Consider the following 24,842-nt stretch of genomic DNA (forward strand, 5'->3'; position numbering starts at 1 on the left):
GCTTTTTTTGTTTTATAAAAACTTTATATTTGAATTATATCAACAAAAAAACTAAATACATGAAACCATTTGCTTTACTTTTATTACTACTAATTACATTCAGTTGTAAAGACGAAAATAAAACTACCGAAACTTCGGTTGAAACCGATACAAAAACAGAAATAACAAACACAAAAGTTAAATCAAAAACTGTCACTAACGACTCATCAATTGCATTTCTTTCTGATGTAAAAAGTTTAGAAAACGATAACTCTGCTAACCCAATTGAAACATTTCAAAAGACTGCAAAAAATTCTGCGAAAGCGATAATAAACTTAAACAAAGACACTATTAAAACAGCTTTAGAAAAAGCTAAAAGTTATACTTCAGCGGTAATAACAGTTGAAAATCATACGATTGTAAAACTAAATTTAGAAGACTGTAAACCATCAGGTGCTTGGGCTACTTGTATGCCTAAAGCCGAAGGTTATATTAAAAAGGGAGAATTAGTGTATCAAAACGATTATGCCAATAATATTATTGGTTTACCTGATAGTCAAAATCGTACTTTGTACTTGTTTTAGAGGTTTTGAACTACTTAAATTATTACTTTAAAAACCAAAAGCTACAATAATTAAATTGTAGCTTTTTTGTTTTTATGCTTGAATTCGTTTATTGTACTCTTCCCAATCAAACTCAAAGCCAATATTACTAATTGCCTCTTTAAATATCTCCTCAAAATCTGATTCTACACTATTAGCGTGCTCATACCATCCTTTTGAGAACTCAGAATATTCGTCATTAAAGGCTTCTCCTTGTGTACGCATACCTTTATGAGTGCTATCTAACCAATATTTTACTTTTTCATCTCGACTTAATTTTGGATACTCTTCTGTCCAAAATCGACTTTGATCATCAATAATTTTTTGTAAAAATTCTTTATCTTTCATGATTATTTTTTCCGAGTGCACACAACAATACGTAATTTAGTTAAATACTTCTGTAAAACACTTATTTTAAAGTTTTATAAGATGTATAATCCTTAAGAGTCTCTAAATCATAGATTTCTCCTTTAGCTTCATTAATTATTTTAATATTGTCTAATGGTACATTTTGGCAATGTATAAAGCTTATAAATTGACTTGCATTGACATTACCCTTTATAACAATATCAAAACCGTCTTCAACCTCTAAAGAGCTATACCATTTCCAGTCCTTTTTAGTCTGAAGCCTGTATATATATATATCTAAATATGCTAAAAGTTCATCATACTTATAATCATTATCATCTAATTGTTTTAGTTTATTAATTATGCCTTCTGGTAATAGTTTTTCCCATTTAGGGTCTTCATCACTTAAATTTTTGTTCTTTAAAAAAATTATTATTGCATTTTTAAAATTATCCAATACTTCTTTAGCATTTGGCGTATTACGTACTCTAATAATTTTGTAATCTCTTGAAGGTTTTTCTCCTTTTGTATTGTGTTTTATATTTCCTTGTTCTGTCATAATCTTAATTTTTTATTATTACTGCTTTATCATTAAATATTTTGTTGAAATCTTCTATGCTAATAGAATAAGAAGAACCTTGATTTATAGGTAATGGATCTCTTAAAAAGACATTTCCATTCTCTATTTTTTCCAAAAGTACTGCATGCCCTTTAAATTCATCCGTTGCTATACTAACAATAGCTTTATCTCCTTCTTCTAATTTTTTATAGTTAATTTTATTCTCTGTAATAGTAGTTATATCATCTAAACGACTATTATATAATGCTTCTGGAATATCTAAGATAGAGGCAACTTTTATGTTTGTTTTTAAAGCAGTTGCTAAATATTACTCTGTTCTTATAATACCCTTGTCTTGTAATATCATTTTTAATGATGATGCTACACAAGTGTGGCGACTTGAAAAACACTTCTATAAAACACAAAAGCTACAATAATTAAATTGTAGCTTTTGGTATTTTCTATTTTAAAATTAATCTTCTGGAAATTTAATTTCAAACTCCTCTCCAATATCGTTGCCTTTTCCGTCTCCTTCTGCATATTCAAAAGAATAATAAGGTATCCCTTGATTTTGTAACAGGTCTTTAATAGAGTTTATAAAAAGATGGGCATTATCTATTTCTTTTTTATATTCACAATCAAAAATCAGGGTTTCTCCTTTTTTTCGAGTTCATTACCATGAATATATATATAAATATGTTCATCTTCATATCCTATTTCATAACCAAAATCACGTTCTTTTAATTCTAATTTTGAATTATCTAATTCATCAATACTTAAAAGTATTTTATAAAATTCTTTATTTGTTATTTCTATACTTCCGTTAATAAATATACTATTCATAGCTGTTAAGTTTTAAGTCTGGTTTTAAATTTAATTTTCCTTGTTTTGTTTGAATTGAGATGTCTTCTATGTTTAAGTGTTTATATTTATTTGCTATATTAATTCTTATTTCTCTAAAATTATTTACAACATTTATATTATTTGTTTTTTTTGAACTAATTTTTTTGTCAATAAACATTTTTCTAAAAGTATCTGCTTTCCCATTATATGATTTTCTATTGTTTACAATATCCTCAGCTAATTTTAATAAATTATTATCTGACATATTTGATATATCAACAACTTTGCCATCTAACTTTATTTTTCCTTTAAAAGCTTTTTTAAGATAGTTATTAAAAACAGTATCATCAACAAAAACTGCTAAATCAACATCTTTCGGTTTAGGATGTTTTTTTCTTAAAGCCGACCCTTGAATTCTAACATCATCTATCGGTATTCCCTTGCTGGCGCTAGTCTGTGACGAGTGCACACAAGAGTAAAACCAATTGCTCTAAAATACAAAAGCTACAATTATTAAATTGTAGCTTTTGTTGTTTTCCAATCTTTAATGTCACTCGTCACAGACAATTGCTAGCTTTGGATTCGTTTACTATACTCTTTCCAATCAAACTCAAAGCCAATATTGCTAACAACTTCTTTAAATATCTCATCAAAATCTGGTTCTACACTAATAGCATGCTCGTACCATCCTTTTGAGAACTCAGAATATTCGTCATTAAAGGCTTCTCCTTGTGTACGCATACCTTTATGAGTACTAGCTAACCAATATTTTACTTTTTCTTCTCGACTTAATTTTGGATATTCTTCTGTCCAAAAAGCATTAAATCTTATTTGTCTTTCTTCTGTAAATTTTTCAAAATCTGATTTCATAATATTTTTATTTTTCTATTAATTCAAAAAAGTGATCTCCATTAACCTCTTTATAATTTGTAACTTTAAATTTTCTGTTCTGTAAAAGAAGTAATTCTTCTTTTGCATATCCTCTTATTTTTATACCATCTGCAAAATCTGAAATAATAGGAGCACCTTTTACTTCCAATTTTAAAAATACATTCTTTTTTGATTTATCAAAAAAAGCCGCTTTAGTGTTACTTCCACAGGAAACAAATTCTTTGTAATTGACTGTTTTTCCTTTTTTATGCTTTTTTAAAAAATCTAATAGCAAGGATTGTTCCGAAAACTCTAAAGCTCTAAAGGCGTTACCGTTATATTTGGGCATTTTTTCTAATGCTGATGTTATGATTTTTGAAATTTCTTTAGTTTTAAATCTATTCTTTCCTGTTCTTAACCAACGATTTAGATTTCCATAATATAAATTAGTTGTATAACTCCAAAGCGCATATATATCTGTTTTAGAAAGTTCTGGATATTTTGTAATTAACCCATCTATCTCATTTAAAAACTTAAATTCATTTTCATTATGATATCTCATAAAATAATCTAAAATATCGTTTTCTTTAAACCCAAGTTTTTTAATTGCCTTTAAAAAATCTTTTGGCATTTCTTTTTTTATTATGGCTCTAGTAACTTTACCATACTTCTTAGGTTTTATAGTTTTTTTTACTTTATCAAACAAATCATCAATCATGTCCTTAAAGCCTTTTGTCCCTTTACGCAAAAACTCGATAAGTTGATCTAATAATTTTCTAAACCCTTTAAAGGTATTTATAACTAATTTTTTGCTAAAATCAAATACTTTTTTACCTGCTTTGGCAATGCCTTTTAAAACACTAGTAAATAGGCTTGCTAATTTTTCTAAAACCGCAGCAACACTTAAAGTACCTCCAGAAATTAATAGACCACCTACAATCTCTACAACAAATCCAACCATAAAACCAATGAACGCTCCACTAAAATACGCAATAGTTTCAAAGGATTGTGTAGCGTCTTTAATTTTAGTTCTAAAATGGCTATAGAGCAGGTTAAAGTCTATGTTTTTAATAGCGTCTATTGCATTATCTATATACTCCATTAGTATTGGGAATTGTGTGCTAAAATTGTCTGTAAAATCTACCATAGCAACAACACCTTTAAAGACCATCTCAAATAGTTGAAAAATACCTGAAACTGCATCTATCAAACCATTCCAAATACCACATAAAAAGGCATTTGCCACACGGATTCCTTTTTTAATTAAGTCTGTAAAATCAAACGTTTCTAAATCGTTTAGCTTATTTATTATGGCATCACTAACTTGAATGTATTTACTATATAAAAAAGCTTCTGCACTGTCTGGAATAATATCAATCTCTACAGGTACTGTTACAGAACTAAAAACACCTATTGGTATAGGAATGTTTGTTTCTAAAAGTTTTCCAAAGTCTGTTTTTTTAATATAACTACGTATGGATGTATCATACTCTAAAAATCCGCTTTTAAACTCTTTAAAGGATTGTATAGCGTATTCATTAATTTTAGAATCATCCATCTGGTCTAAATAACCTTCAATAAAAGGAAATAGAAAGGGTTCAAATTTATGCTCTGTATCTTCTGTACCGTCTTCTTTTATTTTTTTGCATTTGGATTCCATCTATAATCGTCTAATCTTCCTTTGTCAATAAAACTGCTTATATGATGACAAATAGTACCTAATCCTTCAACTATAGGCTTACTAATAGCTAATGGATTAAGATAGTTTCCTGCGGTAAATAAAAACTCAACCGCTTCTAATGCGACATTTTCTAATTTACCGTGTATAATTAACTCTTGGAAAAGCTCTCTATCAATAGCTACAAAGGAATTTATATACTCATACACCGATTTACTATTATAAAGCTGTGAGATATCTGTAAGATTATCCTTGACTCTTCTTCCTATTTTAATTTTACAAAATTGAGCACTTATATCGTCTGTATTATCTTCGATAAAAAAGATCATTCCTTTTTCATCTGCTTCAACTTCTTTAAATGCTTTGTCTAATTTTATAGCATCTTTACTAAAGTATAATTCTATATTATATCCAAATACGTCATCAAAAGGGCTAAATTTATCATCTTTGTTTTTGTCAAAAAAAGCTTTGACAGAAGCTATATGCTGGATTCTATTTGGGTCTGTACCAACATCTGTTGTTACAATAACATCTTCTATTTTTTTAGTTTCGCCTCCAGGAAAATATATGGGTTTTAAATCTTGTTGAGGCCTACTTCTAAAAGGAAGCGATGCTAAAGGATGCACATTGGTCATTCCTCTATGATTTTCTAATATTGTTGTATTCATAATTATCTTGTTTTATTAAATTCATTTAAAAACCCTAACACCAACACCAACATTATGCGTTGGGCTTTGTAATTGGTTTAGGTTTAATCTGTAGCTAGCAAACCAGTTGCCTTTGCGGTTGTATTGTAAGCCTAAACTTAGGTTGCTTAATTGCTGTGTGTTTCCGCCAACTTCTGTAAAAGCATACAAACCACTTCTATATGTTTTTGGATGCTCGATAGTTTTTGTAACTGTTACTTGACGTGGCACTTTTAGCTTGTAGGATAATTGACTATCCAACAAATTACCATCCAAAAGGTTGTAACTGTATATATCAATATCGTCATTACTTAGTGTGTCTTGATAGATTTTGGCTTGGTTAAAAAGCGACGCGTCCTCTGTTTCTGTTAAGTTTTCTAGAATTTGAGAACTGTCTTCTTTGTTAACATAAACGGTTTTATACTTTACAGTTTGGACTTTAAATGTATCGACTTTAGTTTGCCAAATCGTATCTTTTGTAATGGTTACTGTTGGCTGACCTGGTGTTTTAAAACTACTGCATTGTTTTAAAAATAAATTACTAACGACTAATGCTAGTATGATTAGCAATAACAAGCGTTCTGTCTTTATTGAAAAATTTATCATTGTGTTGTGTGTTTTATGGTCAACTTTTGCGGCTTCTCGATACGATTTCTTAGCTTCGCTAGGTATCTTCAATCAAAATATATTTTGATTTCGATAATCTCAAAATCACTCGAAGTGACATGTTTTTATTTTTTTAATTTTAGAATATAAAAGCCTGCTTCCTGTTATTACACAGGAAGGATTTAGGCTTTTAAATAAATGTGTGATTCCTTTTTTAAAAGGAACTAATTAAGGTTATTTATTTGCTTCTTTAGAAGCGTTTTTGTCCTCTGTAAGAGTCTCTATAGTTTCTTTTAAGGCAGTAAGCTTAATCAAGTTAATAAGTGCTTTAAAAGGGTTAACACCGTAGATTTTATTAAAGTTTTCTAAAATGGATTTTATTTCGGCTATGGCTATAAAACCTGCAATAATTTTTAAAAAAGGTACTTCGTTTACGATGTGTTTTTCTAAAAAGAATGCTGCTAATATCACCAAGTTGTAAATAAAAAACTTTGAAACTGTATGACCAACTCTAGAACTTCTAATAGGTATATGATTTTTTATTGAGGCGTAAGATCCTGTAATAAAATCGACCACAATTAAAAATACCATGGTTACCATGACACCATTTACAGGAGACAATAACGTCAATAACCAAAATGTATATTTGACAATTTTGTCCATGTTTTTATGTGTTTAATTACTAATTTGTTTGAGTTTTTTATAGTCTAACACACGACTTTTAGGGTAGGCTTTTATACAAACCGAATTGCTTTGATTACCTCCTAGGATATATACATAAGACTTGGTTTGTTTAATAAAAAATCCAACGTGACCTTTCCAGCTTTTTGGATTTTCTCTCCACAATACCACAATATCTCCAACATTTGGTTGATTGGTTGAGGTCCCAACAGTTAACCAGCTTCTAGCATTTAATTTGCCAGAAAACTCAAAACCTGATGTTTTAGCTACCCAATTTGCAAACGCACTACACCAAGCAGTTTCGTCTTTAAGTTTTGAGCCATTAAAACCTATTTGATCAAAGTATTTTATAATACGTTGGTTGTCTTTTGCACCTATCACTTCTTTTACACCATACTCTGACAGTGCTTTATTTATTAAGCTCATAACTATAAAATTTAAAAAAGTTAATAATGAAAATTGTAATATCAAACAGAAGCTTTTAAAATTAATACAAAGCTTGTATTTGATAAAAACCACACATATGTGTGAATTATTATTTTAAGCAGACCAAACCCCTTACCAAAGATTACTTTAGTTTATAAATTCTTAACCTGAATAGGATTAATCTAGGTTTATGGGTTTCTACTTAACACGAATTGAATGTAACAAACGGTAAACGTTGTTAGAAAAGCGAATACAAATATAATCATTTTACAAAATATACAAAAACATTTTACAGAATAAATATGTTAAATTTTGTAATTTGTTTTATTAAAAAAAGCATCGTTTATGATGCTTTTTTTATTACTTATTACTCTTGCGGTCACTAATTACAAATCCAGGAATTAGATTCTAACCATAGAACCAAAATTGTCAATTTTTATTACTAAGCTTGTTTTTTTCTAGCCATAAGTCTAAAACACAAAAAGCTACAATAATTAAATTGCAGCTTTTTTTTGTTTACTAATCTTTATCATCACTCGTCACAGGTATTCGCTAACTTAGAGAAGCTAAATCATTGTAAAAACTAGAATGTCCATTTAGCTTAACTTCTCCATTCTCTCTAATTTCGTGAATAATATCTCCATTAAATTCAAAGAAATAATCTTCTTCTGGATATATTTCAGTGGTAATTTTATGAACCGCATCTATTAAAGATTTACGAAACGCTATTGGATCCACTTCTTTATCTATTACATCAAATGAAATGATAGAGGAGCTACCGAGTTCTTTAATAATTAATGTTTTATCAAAATGACTCTCAATATACCCTCGAGTTGATGAATATAATTTAGAAATTAAAAAAAATTTATTATCATTTTTCTCTATTAGTTCTTTGAGTTCTAGTTTTTCATCTAATTTTCTAGTAAATTTTAATCTATATGTTAATGCCATAGTCTTATTTATTTTAATGTTAAATAATTTATTTATCCTTCTTTTGTAATATATATTACCTCTTCTAAACCTTTAATATTCCAATCAGTAAATTGCTTTTTTAATATAGAAACATCTCCTTTCCAGTTTTTAAGGTTTATTATTACTCTTTTAGTTTGTTCTTTAAGGATTTTATCTTCTACTTCTGACCATATACATCTTGCTTTCTTATTCCTCTCAAATGGAGCATAACAGTCAAACCCTCGTTGGCGCTCGTTTGTAACGAGTGCACACAACAGTAACTATTTTAACCAAATACTTTTATAAAGTACAAAAGCTACAGTAATTAAACTGTAGCTTTTGTTAGTTCATTTAATTCTAAATAATTAAAGATTTCCATTAAAACTTTCTATAGCTCCTTGTGATATTAATCTTTCCTTCATAATTCTGAAAAATGATATATCGCCAAATGTACCATCTTTAAAATCTTCTTTATAGGTACCACCATTTCTCATAGTATCATTTAAAAACTGAGGGAAAACCTTATTTAAATTCTCCTTGTTTTCTTTGGATATTTCTGAGTCCTCTTTATATAAACTAACACTATCAATTCCTATCCAATTATATAAAAACCGAATGTCTTCGAAGTTAGGTTCGTAATCCATATATAATCGATATTTTGAAGGACGACTAACTTTACGAATTATATACAACCAATCGTCTAAATTAAAATCTTTCCATAATTCAGGAATGGTTAAAAATAAGCCTCTTACGTCTGTATAAATAAATTGTTTAGTGTTAAGTATATCCACAATTAATTCTTTTTTGTTTTCCTCTAAAAGCACTTCGCTTTTTAAAGATTTGAAGTTCTCCCAATCTCCTTCTGGACCTGATGTTGCTTTTAATATTTCTTTTGTTAACTGTTTCATTATTATAAATTTATGTTGTCTATAAATATTGTTTTTACTTTTTTAGTTCCCGTTACAAAACCTTGACTATTAGATGATATAGTAGATATTTCGTATTTAGCTCTTTTTACAGGCAACCCAATATCTTTTAAAAGATTTTCCAAAACACTTGCTTCCTTAAATGTGGGTTTATAATGACCTGACAAATTGTTTAATTCAGCTATTTTTCCTTTTTTGAAACGAATTCCGCCAGCCATTAAAACATCTTCAGCATTACCTAATAAATGATGACTTATGCCAATTTTTAATTTACCTGCTTTTGTTATAACGAAATTTAAATCTCTACTTGTTACAATATTTCCATTTAGTTGCCTAAATAATCCTTTAGCATCTAAAACATAATCTAAAATATATCCATCTTTTGGTAATGCTTCATCAGGAAATTTATTCCTAATTGGTTTGTACTTTCTTAATTTTGTTAGCAATTTGGCAATATCATCCAAATACTTCTCAAGAGTCATGCCTTTTTTTGTGGCTTGCTCTTTTGCGTTATCTATAAACTCAGCATACTGTTTTTCTGTTAAGTTTTTAGCTACTGTAACGTCACTTACTATGACGTCTCCTGTTTTTCGTTTCCCTTGTAATTGATTTTTAAAACACATACCTATACACTTTTAATTGGACAAAAAGTGAAGGTGTCTGTTGCCTCATCAAACTTTGAGGGTCGTATGCCAAGCTTTTCTAAACGTTTGCGTATGCTTTGTTTAAAATGAAAAAGAGCCACATAAAAATGTAGCTCTTTTTAAGGTTTTAGTAAAAAAATTATTCTTCATTTACAACCTTTAAAGATTGTAAAAACTCTGTAAATGAATTAGCTATTTTATAAGGGCCTTTATCAGAGTAACCAACATGTATTTCTCCAAAATTACCTTCTAAATAACCCATTGCTAGATAACCTCCTTCAATAGTTCCTATGGACAATAACTTTGGAAACAAAAAATCATGTTTATGTGAAAAATAGTCTTCAACGCTTCCTGATTCATACTTCATTTGGTGAAATGACCCTAAAATTATTTCTTCATCTTTAATACTAAAAATATATTCTTTACCTAAAGGAACACTTCCTCCGTTATATTCAAGCATATGGCGTTTATAATCTTGTGGTAATTCTGCGTTAATCAAACTTTCTAAATTTGACAAATCCTCTTCTGTGATTGAATTGTAATCTTTATCAAAATCTTTCATAATTAATATTTTTTTAATTGTTTATAAATTTCTTCCAACTGAGCTGCACTTCCCATGTGTTTATAAGTTGATATATGTAAAGGAGTAGAAATTAACTGAAATGTGCTTTTTAAATTATTATCTAAATCATCTAAATGATGCCATGTTAATTTTAATTTTCTACACAACTCTTGATATTTATTAATTAACTTTTCATCTGTTACTCCCATTGCTCTCCAACAGTTTTTAAAATCTGAGGGTCTATTACCTGTTACATATGTTTTAATTTCTCCTTGATGTCTTTCAATTAATCGCCTCATTTCTCTAACATGCTTTTCTGCTCCTTTTGGTACTATACCATTACCAAATTTCCCTTTTTGTATATAGGCTTTCAAACCTTTAAAAGTTGGAGATAAGCCCTCTTTACTTTTAGGAATATTTGGTGTTTTAGATTTGTCATATTTTAAATGTTTCTTCTTAGGATCATTCTTTAAAACCTTTTTTCCTTTTTCTATAATCTCGGTTTTTTTAGAATGAGTAATTAACTTTTTATAGCTAAATATAAAATCATCACCATAAGCCCTAATAAAACCATTTGAATCAACTAAAGCTTTATATTTTGTTAATGTAATTATTTTTAGACCTTTTATATCCTCAGCTATATCCTCCAAATACTTCTCAAGAGTCATGCCTTTTTTAGTGGCTTCCTCTGTTGCGTCATCTATAAACTTAACATGCTCTTTATCTATTAAGTTTTTGGCTACTGCAACATCACCTACCATGATGTCTCCAGTTTTTCTTACACCTTCTGGTTTATATTGATAACACATAACTATACACTTTTAATTGGACAAAAAGTGAACGTATCTGTTGCCTCATCAAACTTTGAGGGTCGTATGCCTAGTTTAAAATATAAAAGCTACAGATTTCTCTGTAGCTTTTGTTATTGTTAAGTAGTTTTAATTAACTATTTTGTTCTACAAACTTTTTAAAGTCTTTTAAAAAATTTATAAACTCATCATGGGTTAGATCTAAATCTTGCTTTTCGCTTTTCTGTCCAGCTCTTTCTGCTAATAAATCTGTAAAGAAAACACCATGCTCAAAACTTAAAACATAAACATCTTCATTTGCCCATTTATAGGCATTATTAAAACTGTTTGTTCTACTTGAATCAACTCCATCTATTATTTCTTGTACTTTATGAGTTGTCCACCCATAGTAGGTGAAACTTTCAAGGGTTTTATATTTATCTTCTTGTAAATTAATATAAAACCAATCCTCTTTACTTTTGAAACTGTAATTCATTTTTATTTTTAAATTTTAGGGTAAGCATTCATTATGCTACCATGTTTATCGATTTCAATTAATATTTTAAATCCAGAACTTGTTTCCCTCGTTGGCGCTCGTTTGTAACGAGTACACACAACAGTAACTATTTAACCAAATACTTTTATAAAGTACAAAAGCTACAGTAATTAAACTGTAGCTTTTTTTGTTTACTAATCTTTAACGTCACTCGTCACAGACGAGCGCTAGCTTAGGAGGCTCTTTTATTACTTACTGTTGTGGACACGGATTGCAAATCCGCGCGATCAGGTTTATGCTGTAGCTTTTTTATTTAAGAAAAAATTTATAAGTCTATTTATTTAAATTTGAAAATGGAGATTGTTCAGCGTCCAAATACTTTTCATAAAACTCAACTAATGTGTCTGTTAATTTTGGGAAATTTTCATCTTTATAACCTTCTTTATAACCATAAACAGGAGGATTATCTCCTTCGTCTAGTTTGAAAAAGGCAAAAATATAGCCTTGTGAACAGAAAAAAACAAAATCATTTTCTGTTAATTCTAAGTCAGTTCTTCCATCTTCTTCTAATTGCTCCTCTAAAGCTTCTTTATTATCAAATAAATCTTCATAAAACATAGATTCTCCCACAAAACCTCCTCTCATGTTTATCGCTTTTCTATCCATATCAAGACCCATTTCTTCTAAAAATTCTAAATAGCAAATAGGTAGATCATTTTCTGCTAGTTTTTCAATTTGTTTTATTTGCTCTTTAGAACACCCTTCATATACTGCCTCAAATTTATTTAATTCTGATATTATTTTATTTAAATATTTCATTATAATATTACTTTAATTTTGTTCTTACCCATACTCTTGTTACATCAATATTAGGAAAATCTTTTTGAAACTTTGTAATTATATCATTACAATTATCACATATTTTCAAATCAGAAATAACTTCTATTTTACCACTTATTTTTTTATTGTGTTTAAAAAGTTGATATAAATATTCTATCTGTTTTTGCTCGGTATGATGTTTATAATCTGAAAGAGGTCCGTTTTTATAATGATACCTTTCAGAAGATACGGGATTAAAATTGTCAAATTTTTGTCCTTTTTCTCCACCACTTCTAGATTTAAGATCAAATTTCTTACCTCCTATTTCTCCTTTGGTAAAAGCTACGTTTTTTTCTTTCCTGCTCCAAAAAACTTCCTGACTTTTGCTAACTCATCAATATCTGCTTTTGTGGCTTTTCTAAATCCTGCTTTGATTATTTGAGCCAACTCATCCAAATACTTCTCAAGAGTCATGCCTTTTTTAGTGGCTTCCTCTGTTGCGTCATCTATAAACTTAACATGCTCTTTATCTATTAAGTTTTTAGCTACTGCAACATCACCTACCATGATGTCTCCAGTTTTTCTTACACCTTCTGGTTTATATTGATAACACATAACTATACACTTTTAATTGGACAAAAAGTGAACGTATCTGTTGCCTCATCAAACTTGGTGGGACGTATGCCTAGTTTTTCTAAACGTTTGCGTATGCTTTCTTTAAAATGCTTACGGTAAGCATCATCTAAAAATGCTTTGGCAGTTAGTAATTTAGATTTTAACCACTCTACTAGGTCGTCTAAATACTTAGGTAATTTAGTAATAAAATCTTTTATAACATCCATTAGGTTTATAATTTTTACAACACCTGTTACTGCTAAATCGCCTATTGTACTTACTGCTTTTTGGGTTGTTTTTGCTACGCTTTTAAACGCGTTTTTCATGCTAGTGTACACTAATTGCGACGCTTTGAAAGCGTTATATGTACCCAATGTTAGCATAGCACCAATAACCTCTTCTACTATAAAACCTACAATAGCACCTATAAAATAGCCTACTTGGTCTGCTTTTGGTAAGGTAAAATCTAAACTTGCTTTACTTGGATTGGTTATTAGCCCATAAACCTCTATTACAAACTTAATAATACCACCTAATACGTTTTGAGATATAAAGCTTACAATAATATCTACTCCATTTTCTAACACCTCTAAAAACATAGATAATGTGGCTTTGGTGTTAAAAGTAAGGTTCTCTACTGCCTCATCTTGTAAATCTGGGTTAAACAAGGCTTTTGCGACACCTAAAATAAATAACACTGTATCTAACAGGCTATTAATAAGCCCAACGACTAACGCATTTATAAAGATTAAAAAGTCTTTGGCGTTTTCTGTTACTTTTTTTAAAACCTCTGCTATGGCTTTTTTAAGCGTTTTAAGTGCTTTAAAAATGTATTTGGTAAAGTTTTTTAAATAGCTATTAACACGATTATCTATACTTTGTAGTGTAACCTCTAATTTAGTCTTAATAGTATCTAAATAATTATCTATTTTATTGGATGCTGCATTAATAAAATCGTTATTTTTATCAAGCTTGTTTATAGCAGTATCAAACGGTAAAAAACTATCGTAGTTATTGTTTTTTGTGCCATCTGTATTATAATACTTCCAGTGGTTGTCTTCAATTTTTAAATACTCTACACCTTTAATTAAAAGCCCTACTGCTTCGCTAATAATTTTACTTGGTACATTTACAGCTACAGAAACTATTTTATACCCAAAAAAGAAACCTCTTTTAAGATAATAAACCACGTCGCTTTTATTTTTTTATCTTGAAGGTGCTTTTTAATAACGTCTATAATATCCTGTCTGTTAATATCTAAATCCATAGCTTTTAATAGCCTGCTAATAGTGTTTTTTTGAGTACCTTCTAGATTGCTAAAATTTGATCCAGACCTAACTCTTACAGAGCTTCCAAATAGGTTTGAGTCTTGTTTGTCTTCTATATACAAAACCAACTCGTTTGGGTTTACTTCTGTAGTTTCTATATAGGCATGGTCTATTTTTGCACCATTACTAGATACAATAACTATAAGTTGGTTGTCTGTTTTATCTAAAGCGTCGTCAAAATCTAAAAACGGTTTTACAGGTTTTGGATAAGCACTTGCTGAAACTATCACTTCATCTATAGCAACATCATTAATTGTAGATATAAACGTAGAAATGTAATGCGTACCGTTATAAATAAATAGCTCTTGTGGTAACACATCGATATAACCAACAGGTTGGTATATTTTTTCTAAACCTGTTTCTTGTATATATCCTTGTTTTAATAAATAATCAAACATTAAAGTAGTAAACACTTTTGGTTTATTAGACTCAAAAGAAGGCTTAAAAAAATCTTCTGCTTGATTGAGCCACTCGTACTCTAAAACTTTAACATATTCTGGATTGTCAGTATCAATTTCTACTGGTATATAAACTATCTCTGAAGATTCATTATCATTTTTTATAACTTCAAACCCCTTGGGTTTATTATCGTTATAAAGGAAAATATTATTGTAATTGCCTTTATACGCATAGTTAAAGTTGTTTTCTGCATATTGGTATGCGAACATATTTTCTTGTTTTTAATTATTAAACAATAAGTTGTTTTTAAACAAAACTTACCCTATTCCGCTCTTCTTTAATTAGAGAGCGGAAGGATTTTTTATTGCTTCAAGTCTGGCTTGATGCATGTAATAAAAGGATAAGGTTGTTATTGTGTTACACCTGTTCTATTGCGTTTTTAAGCGCTTCTATAGAGATTTGTGCAACAACTTGTCTTGGACTATCGTCAGTATTTAACTGAAGCTTACCATCTACAATATCGATGTTTTCGATATGTCTTTCTCCATCGTTTTCTGCAATACCAATTTCTGCATCATTAAGCTCAAACTGGTCAGATTGTGGCACCTCGTCTGGGTTTTCAAAGTCAGATAAATCGTCATTAAATGGTAACGCTTTATTAACTTTTAAACCTATACTTTGTGCTTGCAAAATGGTTAATGCTATTGGCACGCGTGTTGGCCAAGCTTTTCCTAGTTTTTCGCCTTCTGGTTGACGTAACTCGTCTACTATAGACAGATACAACTCGTCCTCGATTACTGGTACTTCTCCACCATTCCAGATCTGTCCTGTTTGCATATAATAACGTACTGCTTCTTCAAATCCTGGCTTTACGGTTACAACCACTCTTGCCATACCAGCTTGCATGAAATTGCGGAATAATGGGTCGTTAGACTCGTCATACTGATACAAGGTTGACCAATCTTGACGATTTCCCCAATAGTAAGGATACAGGTTGTAAGACATGATATCCCACTCAAACGCTTGTTCCATAAACTTTACAAATGCTGCGTAATTATCTAAAACTGCATTAACTTTTACTTCTGTATTTGCAAATGTTTCATCACCACCATTGTTGGTTCTGAATAAATCAGATTTACCATAGGTGTTTTTAGCGCCTGGATTTTGATCTATTAAATAAGACATACAATTTTTACGTAAAATCTTGTTTTCAAACTCACGATAAAATCCTGGATTTGTTCCTTTAATTTGGATACCTGTAGCTTTTTCTTCAGCTAGTTTGTCGTTATAATCTGCTAAAGCATCTTGGTAAGCATCAATAATAGCTTTAAAGGTTTCTTGTTGCCATTTTATTTCTGCTTCTGTTGTTAATTCGCATTTTGCATTTATACTCCCTGAAACAATAGGGCTTTCTCCTGTTGCAAAAGAATATGATAATTTTCTTTCAATATTTAAACCAGTTATTGAACCCTGTTTCATTGTACTATATCTATTTATAATCCAAGTCGAACTTTTTCCTGCTACAGTAAGATAAGCCTGATGTGCACCACCAAAATTATGTGGATAAGTCCCAAAAACATAATCAACACTTTTAACCACGTAGTTTTCAGGTATATCTAATTCTCCATTACCAGAAACAATTTGAATTTTACCATCATCTTTCCCTCCAAAAGCAGAATCTCTTCCATCAAATGCTTTTGAAATCTCTGTGTTTTTCATTGGTTTTTGTAAGATCTCAACATTATACTTACTTGCCCAATATTTTAATGTTGTATCATTAACCTTAGAGTAATTATTTAATGTGTTAACTGTTGCTTTTCTTGGGTCAATAGGCTCAATTAAAGTACTTTCTTCCTGAATAGCGTTTTCTGCCATACCTAACAAATGAAGTTTTCCTGGTTGTGGCACCATAAACTCAAACATCAAACGTTTACCATAGTTAACTACTTGATTTTTATATAATTTATCTATCCATCTAAAAACCCCAACTACATGTTTATCTCCTTTACGATTATCAAAACCATGCGAGTTGTTTTCTTCAAATTCTTCCACAATTTTTTCAATACGTTCTTCTTTAACTTTAGAGACTATTCTGTCTAATGCACGTTCTGTAATGTCTTTAGAATTGGTAACCGCTTGAAGGGTACTTTGCTCTTTTGAATTGTGAGTTGCAAAGCTCGCTCCTGTAGAATAATTAACTTCTCCTCCAAAAGCTCCGAATTTACCTCCAAAATTTGCATGAGCTCCAAAATCTGTACTGCTAGCAATAACATTAGCTACTTCGCTTTGCATTTCAAAACGAGTTGTTGAGGTTGTATCTGTTAATTGTTCTTTTTCAGACTCAGAAGAAGTTGTAAACGTATCTTCTTTACGACGTAAACGTCTTGTGCTTCGCTCTTTAAACTCGCGTGCCATAATGTTTTCAATGTGCGCTACATCTCCTTCAATATACCCTTGAGTTGTTTGTTCAACTTTATTATAATCTGCAATACCTAATTGTTTAACACCAAAACCTGTTGGGACAAAAGGGGTTTGATTAGACATTGCTGGATTTACAATATCATCATCATTACCTGTAGCTATCTGACCATCTAACACACCAGAAGTACATTGTGTTAAACTAAATTCTGGGACTGTAAACGATTTTACAACTCCATTAGTAAACGTAATTGTACCAGAAAACGAGACAATTTTTGATTGCTCTTCTAATACAGGCAATCCAATATTGATATTTTTAATAAATACTGTATTACCAATCTTTGATAAAACATAAGACGCTTGTCCGTTATTAGTAAAATTAACATCAGTTCTTTCAACTTTGTAATCAAAGCTTGATACATTCCAGGAATTATCAGGAACAACAATAGATAAATCTGAGTTAAACTTAGACGCAAAAAATAGTCTTTTCTTTGCTGGTTTAGTACATAATTGATAAGTAAAAATAGGTGATTGACTTGTCGTGTTAACCGGAACAACTACTCCACCAATACTAACTAATGTTGCTTGATCTTCTGCAGTATTATCTACTATTACCTCGTTATTCTCTGAGATAACATCTACAATATGGCTATCAATATCTACAAAACCTTCATAATCTTCTACAAAATAATTATACGATTCTTCATCAATACGCACTGTTGAATTACTTAAAACTGATGTTTTAAGAACCGCCAATTCTGGTAATGTTTCAAAATTAATGTCATCTAAAGCATCAGATTTAACAGCCATTAATTCTGTTAATGTTTCAAAATTAGAAGCACTTAATTTAGTTTCTAAATATTTATAATCTAATTGGTTTCTAAAACTAAACTCAAATTCTGGTAATTCTGGTTGAGCTACAGTATTTGGCTGATTACATGGATCGTTTGGGTCATAATCTACATTTGGATCTTTAATACTACACCACTTTTGTTTTGCTTCGTCAACGTCTTTAGTATACTGATCTAAAATCGGCTTAATTTTTTTCTGATGGTCTTTTTCTGCAGATTCTAAAGCAATATTATACTCTTTTTGGTATGCTTTTTCAACACGCTTTAATTGTTTAGAAAGCTCAGTCAGTTTTTGATTTTCAAGTTCGGCTTGTGCTACAACTTGTTGCTTTACCATTTGCTCTGTAGGCGTCGTTATTACAGCTTTTGATGCTGCTATAGTTTTTGCTACTGTAGCTGTTTGATCAACTATATCATCAACAAAAAGTGATTTAGGAAGTACTACTTTAGCTGTTAATAATGTTTTAGCAAATTCAAAATCAGGTGTTTTATAGTTTGTTAAAAAGTGGTTAGCTGTTAAAAGCTGTATAATTACTTCTTTTACATAAAATTCTTTTTGGGTTAAAATCTGGTAAAATAGATTATCCCATAATTGACCTAAAATTTTATTATCACTAATAGCCGAAACATCTTCAATTTTTAATTCAAGATCTTTTTCTGATAAAAATTGTTTGTTTTTTGCAATCCAAACTGAAAACTCATATAATTTACTGTCAATAGATTTAATTTTATCTAGAGGTAATGGTATAAAAGTTTGAGCTACTGCATTTAAAGCTTGCCATTTAGAAGCGCTTTTATAAAGACTAGAGATAACCGCATCAAAATCGCCTTTAACGATATTTTCTCCTCTTAAAATAAAACGCTCTGTTTGTTTGCTCTCATCAGTTAATTCTGGAGCTCTCATAGATACAAATCTGAAAAGCGTATTTTTAATTTCTGTACTCATTTTTTAATGTTTATTTAATTAATAATGGTTCAATTAAGAACACTGTTGTCGTTTCGCTTTTCTAACAGGTTTACCTTAATCAAGCCTTAATTACTTAAGACATAAAAATTTGAGTCATTCTAACATTTTATTAAATATTATCGCTAATTTTTAATTTTTAAAGAAATTAACTTTTAAAAATCTAGTATTTGTTAATTAAAATTCATACAAATGTTTGATTTTTATATAATTTTGTATATTAGCAATTCATTAACGAGACAAAAATACAACATTTTACAAATCAATACAAACATTTTACAATATATTTTGTAAAAAGTTATAATATTATATTTTTTGGGCTATGAAACAGATAGATGAAAAGATTACCGAAATTATCAACCATTTTAAACTTAACAATTATGCGTTTTCAAAACGTATTGGTGTTACAGGAACTACTATAGATAGTATTGTCAATGGACGTCCACAAGATGATGGATCACGAAAAAAACAAAACCTGGTTATGATGTATTAAGTGCTATTATAGATGAGTTTAATATAAATCCAGACTATTTATTTGGAAAAAGTGACGTGATGCTAAAACAGGATGTTACACAAATTCAAACATATTCTGGAGTTCCTCAAGTTATTTCGGTTAATCAAGAAAATGAAGAAAATGTAATTTATGTACCTGTAAAAGCAAGAGCAGGTTATTTAAATGGTTATGGAGATAGCGAATTTATTGAGACTTTACCCTCGTTTAACATGCCTCAATTAAATAATGGTACTTTTAGATGTTTTGAAGTTAAAGGTAACTCTATGGTACGTACATTTTTTGATGGCGATCTAGTATTTGGTAAATATATAGAGCATTTAAACGATATAAAAGATGGTCGCGTTTACGTTATTGTAAGTAAAAATGATGGAATTGTTTTAAAACGTGTAATTAACCGTATTGAATCACGTGGAAAACTAATTTTAAAAAGTGACAATAAGGACGGAAATTATCCAATGTATACCATAGATGCAGAAGATATTATGGAAGTTTGGTATGTCACTATGTTTGCCTCCAAACAAATGCCTGAACCGGTTGATGTTTATGACAGATTACATGAATTAGAAAGTAAATTAGTAGAACTTCAAGAAGCTGTTAAAACCAAAACTTTAAAAAATTAAATTTTAATTAAATGCGTTTAACATTTAATAAACACGAAAAACTTAAAAGCCAAAAGGCAATCGAGCAATTATTTGCCGAAGGTCGATCGGTTTCGGCATATCCTTTGCGATTAGTGTATAAGAAAAATGAACATGGTTTAAAGGTTGGTGTGTCGGCTAGTAAACGAAACTTTAAAAAAGCTGTGGACAGAATTCGTGTAAAACGACTATTAAGAGAAGCTTACAGACTTAATAAAAGTATGTTAATAGACCATAAAATTGACAATTACACGTTAATGATTTTATATATTAGTAAAGAAATACCTGATTTTAAACTGGTTGATACTAAAATGAAAAAATTATTATCTAAACTAAAAGACCAATTATCTAATTAGTAAAGCAAAAATATTATAATGAAAAACCTATTTAAAAAACGTATTTTAATTCCAATTTTTGCTGCAGTAATACTATTTACAGGATCGGCTTTTAATAACAATTTTTTTGAAATTGCTAAACAAATAGAAATATTTACAACCCTTTTTAAAGAGTTGAATATGAATTATGTAGATGAGACAAATCCAGCAGATTTAATGGATAATGCTATTAAAAATATGCTAAACGATTTAGATCCATATACCAAATTTTATAACGAGCAAGATGTAGAAGCAGAGCGTATTAGACGTACTGGAGATTACACTGGTGTTGGTGCACGTATCAGAACTTTAAAAGATAAACTTATTGTTATAGAGCCTTATAAAGATTATCCTGCAGACAAAGCTGGTTTAAAAGCAGGAGACCAAATTATTGCTGTTGATGGTGTAAATGTAGCTGGTTATGATGGTGATGCTTCAAACTTATTAAAAGGAGCTTCAAACTCTAAATTAGAAGTTACTTACACACGCCAAGGAGACACTAAAAATACAACCCTTACACGATCAGAAATAGAGATAAATGCAGTACCTCATTTTTCCATGGTTAATGAGCAAACTGGATATATAGTTTTACAAAAGTTTAATGCAAAAGCATCGTCTCAAACAGCTTATGCTTTAAAAGATTTAAAAGCTCAAGGTGCAAAGCAAATTATTTTAGATTTAAGAGGTAATCCTGGTGGACTACTTAACGAAGCTGTAAATGTTGTTAATCTATTTGTACCAAAAGGTCAACTGGTAGTAACCACAAAATCTAAAGTTAAAAAGTACAATCAAACTTACTATACCAAAAAAGAGCCAATAGATACAGATATACCTGTTGTTGTATTAATTAATGGTCGTAGTGCATCAGCGTCAGAGATTGTCTCTGGTACATTACAAGATTTAGATCGTGCAGTCATAGTAGGTTCTAGAAGCTTTGGTAAAGGTTTAGTACAGCGTCCAAAAAAACTAACCTATGGTACACAATTAAAAGTAACTATATCTAGATATTACACACCTTCTGGTCGTTGTATTCAAGCATTAGATTACTGGAATAGAGATGATAACGGAAATGCAGTACGTGTCAAACAAGAAAATTATAACGTATTTAAAACTAAAAATGGTCGTAAAGTTTTTGATGGAGGTGGTGTATTTCCTGATGAAGCAATAGAAGTCACTAAAAATACTGCAATAACAGATGCTATTTTAGGTAGCCAAAGCATATTTGATTTTGCAACAAAATATTACTACACTCATAAAATTTCAGATATTAATACATTTAAGCTTACAGACTCAGATTTTAACGCCTTTAAAAGCTATTTAAACACTTCTGGTTTTAAGTTTGAAACAGAAACTGAGAAAGCACTTAAAAAGGCTTTAGAAGTCTCTAAAACCGAAAATTTAGACGACGATATTAATAAAGACTACCAAACTTTAATTACAAATTTAGACAACTCCAAAGCCAAAGCTGTTCAGGATAATAAATCACAATTAATTAATTTATTAACTGATGAAATTGTTAAACGTTACGTTTACAGAGAGGGTCTTTACGAGTATTATAAAATACACAACGAAGAGATTAAAACAGCTACTGAGATTTTATCAAACCTATCTAAATACAACAGATATTTAAATTAAATAGCTATAAATAAAGCTTTGGTATATTTAATGCTAGATTAAAGTTATGAAGCACTTTTTATTATTTTTATTATTAAGTACAACGTTTGGTTTTTCGCAAAGCGAATTAACTCATGATGTGTATTTTAATACAGACGAATACGATGTACCATTAACAGAAGAAAACCGTATTTTATTATTTATTTCTAACCTAGATAGTATTCCTATTCAAAAAATATCTATCTATGGTTTTACAGATGATAGAGGAAGTAATGACTATAATTTAGAGCTGTCTCAAAATAGAGCAAACACCATAAAACAATTATTTTCTGGTTACGGTATAGACGAAAATCTTATTACTAATGTCAATGGTAAAGGTGAAATTTTATTAAAAGTTTTAAATGAAAATGAGGTCCATAAAATAAGAGGATTAAATCGTAAGGTTGAAATCATTGTCACACCATTACAACCTGAAGTTATTAAAGAAACTCCGGTAATTACCGAAGAAGAAGTTGTTAAAGATAAAGCAACAAATAATGGCCCTAAAACAACCAAAGATATAGCTGAAGGCACTATAAAAAAAGGAGACAAGATTACTTTAGATAAAATATACTTTAAAACAAGTTATAGTTATGTAACATCAGAATCTAAAAAAACTTTAGAAAAACTAGCTAAAATAATGCTAGAAAAAAAGAACATTTACTTTACCATTCAAGGTCATGTTTGTTGTACACAAATGAGTCGTGATGCTATTGATAAAAAGACAAAAAAAGAAACTTATCTGTAGCTAGAGCAAAATATATCTATGACTATTTAGCTAGAAAAGGTGTCGATAAAAAAAGAATGAAATACGTTGGTATGCGTCGTAAATTTCCGTTAGGAGGAGCTCCAGAACTGGATAGACGTGTAGAAATTTTAATTACTTATGTTGGCCAAGCTGACTAAAAAATAGTAAAACTTACAAACTAAAAAGTGACTTTAATAAGTCACTTTTTTTATACTTATATAGTTATTTTAAAACATGAAATACTACTTGTTTAGTCTTAATTATAATATACAAAATTACATATTAATCAATTTAAAACCATTAAACCTATTATTAGTGATTTTGGACTAATAATTTATATAAAATATTAAGTACATCGTATGTTTGCGCTTGATTTTAAAAATCACCAAAATTTACAAATTAGTATTTTAAAAATATATTTCTAAGTAAGGTTATTTTAGTTGTTTAACCTTCTTATATAAAACCGCTTCGTGCCGAAGCGGTTTTTATTTTTTATTATATACCATGGCTATGTGTGGTATGCCATCTTCTAGGTATTCTTCACCTATTTCAAAAAACTGTAAATTATTATAAAAGCGTTTTAAATAACACTGTGCAGATATTTTTATTTTCGTGGTATTATAATGTTCTTGAATAGCATTAATAGATGCAGTCATGATATCATAGCCATATTTATGCTGTCTTTGAGAGTTATCAACAACAACACGTCCTATACTTGAAAACTCAAAATAATCACCTGGTTTAAAAATACGTGTGTAAGCTACAATAGCATTGTTTTTATAACCTAAAACATGTAATGCGTTTTGATCTTTTCCATCAATATCTTGATAGACACAGTCTTGCTCTACAACAAAAACTTGACTACGCAATTGTAATACATTATAGAGTTCTGTAGTTGTTAATTGATCAAAGGTTTTAGTAGTAATATGTATCATTAATAATTATGTATAGTATTTTTAATCTTGTACAATAATATCCTTAGGATCATCTTTACCAAATTCTGGCTGGATATTAACATGATTGATTTGAAATTTTTTTAGTAACAAAGCTTCAACCTCTTGAAGTATAGCATCAAATTGGGTTAAAGTAATGTTTTTATTAAAATCAATGTGTGCTTCTAAATGGATTTCGTTTTCATTTAATTGCCAGACATGTATATGATGTACGCTTTTAATTTCCGCGAAAGCGTTAATTTGTTCTACAATTTGATCTACAGGTATTGTGTCTGGTGTAAATAACATTAGGACTTTTGTAGATTCTTTTAATAAATCAAATCCCATCCAAATTAGGTAGATAGCTATAGCTAAGGTTAGTAAACTATCTACCCAATATATTTGATAAAATTGCATTAATACACCTCCAATAAGCACAGCGACACTTGCTAACATGTCTGTTAATAAGTGTAAATAAGCACTTCGCATATTCATGTTAGTTTGGCTATCTTGTTTTAATAATAATACACTAAAACCATTAGCTAAAATACCTAATAAAGCTAACCAAATAACTAAGTTACTTTGTATTGGTTCTGGATGTTGTATACGTTTTACAGCTTCTATTATTAATAAAATAGCAACTATTATTAGGGTTGCAGAATTTATGAATGCTGCCAGAATTTCGGCACGTTTAAATCCAAAAGTACGTTGTAAAGAGGCTTCTTTTTTAGATAACCTGTTAGCAATGTAACTAACAATTAAAGAGACAACATCACTAAAATTATGTAAAGCATCACTTAACAAGGCTAAACTACCAGAAATTAGTCCTCCAATAACCTGTGATACAGTTATAAGTATGTTTAAAAATATGGATATAATTAAATTACGTCCTTTTAAATCTTTAGTACTGTGTGTGTGGTTATGTGAGTTACTAGTACTCATTT

At 29.6% G+C, this 24,842-nt stretch carries 31 protein-coding genes; 6 read left to right on the top strand and 25 right to left on the bottom strand.

Annotation, left to right across the window (positions count from 1 at the left end):
* The first annotated feature begins 59 nt into the window (after positions 1-59).
* Complete coding sequence (locus AC0L4B_RS03770; protein WP_473438611.1) at positions 60-563, top strand: hypothetical protein; 504 nt, start codon at positions 60-62, stop codon at positions 561-563.
* A gap of 72 nt (positions 564-635) precedes the next feature.
* Here AC0L4B_RS03770 and AC0L4B_RS03775 read toward each other — a convergent pair whose 3' ends face one another.
* From AC0L4B_RS03775 to AC0L4B_RS03885, 23 genes are all read right to left on the bottom strand, one after another.
* Positions 636-929 carry a hypothetical protein gene (locus tag AC0L4B_RS03775; RefSeq protein WP_473438612.1) on the bottom strand — a complete coding sequence of 98 codons (294 nt, stop codon included), beginning with the start codon at positions 927-929 and terminating at the stop codon, positions 636-638.
* A 61-nt stretch (positions 930-990) separates the two neighbouring features.
* Positions 991-1,488, bottom strand: a complete 498-nt coding sequence (locus AC0L4B_RS03780) for a hypothetical protein (protein ID WP_473438613.1) — start codon at positions 1,486-1,488, stop codon at positions 991-993.
* A 645-nt stretch (positions 1,489-2,133) separates the two neighbouring features.
* Complete coding sequence (locus AC0L4B_RS03785) at positions 2,134-2,331, bottom strand: hypothetical protein (protein ID WP_473438614.1); 198 nt, start codon at positions 2,329-2,331, stop codon at positions 2,134-2,136.
* On the bottom strand, positions 2,324-2,800 hold the full coding sequence (locus AC0L4B_RS03790) for a nucleotidyltransferase domain-containing protein (RefSeq protein WP_473438615.1): 477 nt from the start codon (positions 2,798-2,800) through the stop codon (positions 2,324-2,326). The genes AC0L4B_RS03785 and AC0L4B_RS03790 overlap by 8 nt, the downstream gene beginning before the upstream one ends.
* Positions 2,801-2,901: 101 nt before the next feature.
* Positions 2,902-3,201 (bottom strand): hypothetical protein, encoded by a 300-nt coding sequence (locus AC0L4B_RS03795; protein WP_028288890.1) that lies wholly within the window; start codon positions 3,199-3,201, stop codon positions 2,902-2,904.
* Between the two features lie 7 nt (positions 3,202-3,208).
* On the bottom strand, positions 3,209-4,861 hold the full coding sequence (locus AC0L4B_RS03800; RefSeq protein WP_473438616.1) for a phage tail family protein: 1,653 nt from the start codon (positions 4,859-4,861) through the stop codon (positions 3,209-3,211).
* On the bottom strand, positions 4,837-5,547 hold the full coding sequence (locus AC0L4B_RS03805) for a hypothetical protein (protein ID WP_473438617.1): 711 nt from the start codon (positions 5,545-5,547) through the stop codon (positions 4,837-4,839). Before AC0L4B_RS03805 ends, AC0L4B_RS03800 begins: the two co-directional genes overlap by 25 nt.
* A 21-nt stretch (positions 5,548-5,568) precedes the next feature.
* Positions 5,569-6,243, bottom strand: coding sequence for a hypothetical protein (locus AC0L4B_RS03810; RefSeq protein WP_473438618.1), 675 nt, complete (start codon positions 6,241-6,243; stop codon positions 5,569-5,571).
* A gap of 162 nt (positions 6,244-6,405) precedes the next feature.
* Positions 6,406-6,834: a phage holin family protein gene (locus tag AC0L4B_RS03815; RefSeq protein ID WP_473438619.1), complete on the bottom strand. Its 429-nt coding sequence runs from the start codon at positions 6,832-6,834 to the stop codon at positions 6,406-6,408.
* A 12-nt stretch (positions 6,835-6,846) separates the two neighbouring features.
* On the bottom strand, positions 6,847-7,278 hold the full coding sequence (locus AC0L4B_RS03820; RefSeq protein WP_473438620.1) for a TIGR02594 family protein: 432 nt from the start codon (positions 7,276-7,278) through the stop codon (positions 6,847-6,849).
* Between the two features lie 552 nt (positions 7,279-7,830).
* On the bottom strand, positions 7,831-8,229 hold the full coding sequence (locus AC0L4B_RS03825; protein ID WP_473438621.1) for a hypothetical protein: 399 nt from the start codon (positions 8,227-8,229) through the stop codon (positions 7,831-7,833).
* Positions 8,230-8,261: 32 nt separating this feature from the next.
* On the bottom strand, positions 8,262-8,504 hold the full coding sequence (locus AC0L4B_RS03830; protein ID WP_473438622.1) for a CdiA C-terminal domain-containing protein: 243 nt from the start codon (positions 8,502-8,504) through the stop codon (positions 8,262-8,264).
* A gap of 90 nt (positions 8,505-8,594) precedes the next feature.
* Positions 8,595-9,137, bottom strand: coding sequence for a hypothetical protein (locus AC0L4B_RS03835; RefSeq protein WP_473438623.1), 543 nt, complete (start codon positions 9,135-9,137; stop codon positions 8,595-8,597).
* 2 nt (positions 9,138-9,139) lie between these two features.
* The gene (locus AC0L4B_RS03840; RefSeq protein WP_473438624.1) at positions 9,140-9,778 is read right to left on the bottom strand and encodes a hypothetical protein; all 639 of its coding nucleotides are present in this window, start codon (positions 9,776-9,778) and stop codon (positions 9,140-9,142) included.
* 160 nt (positions 9,779-9,938) lie between these two features.
* Positions 9,939-10,361 carry an SMI1/KNR4 family protein gene (locus tag AC0L4B_RS03845; RefSeq protein WP_473438625.1) on the bottom strand — a complete coding sequence of 141 codons (423 nt, stop codon included), beginning with the start codon at positions 10,359-10,361 and terminating at the stop codon, positions 9,939-9,941.
* Positions 10,362-10,363: 2 nt separating this feature from the next.
* Positions 10,364-11,170, bottom strand: coding sequence for an HNH endonuclease (locus AC0L4B_RS03850; RefSeq protein WP_473438626.1), 807 nt, complete (start codon positions 11,168-11,170; stop codon positions 10,364-10,366).
* A gap of 133 nt (positions 11,171-11,303) precedes the next feature.
* Positions 11,304-11,645: a hypothetical protein gene (locus AC0L4B_RS03855; RefSeq protein ID WP_116823761.1), complete on the bottom strand. Its 342-nt coding sequence runs from the start codon at positions 11,643-11,645 to the stop codon at positions 11,304-11,306.
* Between the two features lie 333 nt (positions 11,646-11,978).
* Entirely contained in the window at positions 11,979-12,464 is a 486-nt protein-coding gene (locus AC0L4B_RS03860) for an SMI1/KNR4 family protein (protein ID WP_473438627.1), read from the bottom strand.
* Between the two features lie 7 nt (positions 12,465-12,471).
* Positions 12,472-12,789: a deaminase domain-containing protein gene (locus AC0L4B_RS03865; protein WP_473439390.1), complete on the bottom strand. Its 318-nt coding sequence runs from the start codon at positions 12,787-12,789 to the stop codon at positions 12,472-12,474.
* Positions 12,790-12,806: 17 nt separating this feature from the next.
* Positions 12,807-13,079, bottom strand: coding sequence for a hypothetical protein (locus AC0L4B_RS03870; protein ID WP_473438628.1), 273 nt, complete (start codon positions 13,077-13,079; stop codon positions 12,807-12,809).
* A 2-nt stretch (positions 13,080-13,081) separates the two neighbouring features.
* Entirely contained in the window at positions 13,082-14,269 is a 1,188-nt protein-coding gene (locus AC0L4B_RS03875) for a hypothetical protein (RefSeq protein WP_473438629.1), read from the bottom strand.
* Positions 14,224-15,075, bottom strand: coding sequence for a hypothetical protein (locus AC0L4B_RS03880; RefSeq protein WP_473438630.1), 852 nt, complete (start codon positions 15,073-15,075; stop codon positions 14,224-14,226). The genes AC0L4B_RS03875 and AC0L4B_RS03880 overlap by 46 nt, the downstream gene beginning before the upstream one ends.
* A gap of 148 nt (positions 15,076-15,223) precedes the next feature.
* Entirely contained in the window at positions 15,224-19,021 is a 3,798-nt protein-coding gene (locus AC0L4B_RS03885; RefSeq protein WP_473438631.1) for a hypothetical protein, read from the bottom strand.
* Positions 19,022-19,361: 340 nt separating this feature from the next.
* Here AC0L4B_RS03885 and AC0L4B_RS03890 point away from each other — a divergent pair, with 340 nt between their 5' ends.
* Genes AC0L4B_RS03890 through AC0L4B_RS03910 form a run of 5 tightly spaced genes read left to right on the top strand, consistent with a single transcriptional unit; the run spans position 19,362 to position 22,966 of the window.
* Positions 19,362-19,532 (top strand): helix-turn-helix domain-containing protein, encoded by a 171-nt coding sequence (locus tag AC0L4B_RS03890; RefSeq protein WP_473438632.1) that lies wholly within the window; start codon positions 19,362-19,364, stop codon positions 19,530-19,532.
* Positions 19,533-19,591: 59 nt separating this feature from the next.
* A complete protein-coding gene (locus AC0L4B_RS03895) occupies positions 19,592-20,173 on the top strand; it encodes a S24 family peptidase (protein ID WP_473438633.1) in 582 nt (193 codons plus the stop codon).
* An 11-nt stretch (positions 20,174-20,184) separates the two neighbouring features.
* Positions 20,185-20,547, top strand: a complete 363-nt coding sequence (gene rnpA, locus AC0L4B_RS03900) for a ribonuclease P protein component (protein WP_473438634.1) — start codon at positions 20,185-20,187, stop codon at positions 20,545-20,547.
* Between the two features lie 18 nt (positions 20,548-20,565).
* Positions 20,566-22,200: a S41 family peptidase gene (locus tag AC0L4B_RS03905; protein ID WP_473438635.1), complete on the top strand. Its 1,635-nt coding sequence runs from the start codon at positions 20,566-20,568 to the stop codon at positions 22,198-22,200.
* Positions 22,201-22,246: 46 nt separating this feature from the next.
* Positions 22,247-22,966, top strand: coding sequence for an OmpA family protein (locus AC0L4B_RS03910; protein ID WP_473438636.1), 720 nt, complete (start codon positions 22,247-22,249; stop codon positions 22,964-22,966).
* Positions 22,967-23,451: 485 nt separating this feature from the next.
* Here AC0L4B_RS03910 and AC0L4B_RS03915 read toward each other — a convergent pair whose 3' ends face one another.
* The gene (locus tag AC0L4B_RS03915) at positions 23,452-23,901 is read right to left on the bottom strand and encodes a GNAT family N-acetyltransferase (protein ID WP_473438637.1); all 450 of its coding nucleotides are present in this window, start codon (positions 23,899-23,901) and stop codon (positions 23,452-23,454) included.
* Positions 23,902-23,922: 21 nt separating this feature from the next.
* The gene (locus AC0L4B_RS03920; RefSeq protein WP_473438638.1) at positions 23,923-24,840 is read right to left on the bottom strand and encodes a cation diffusion facilitator family transporter; all 918 of its coding nucleotides are present in this window, start codon (positions 24,838-24,840) and stop codon (positions 23,923-23,925) included.
* Between the last annotated feature and the right edge of the window lie 2 nt (positions 24,841-24,842).

This window comes from Olleya sp. NP1-10, assembly GCF_055804415.1.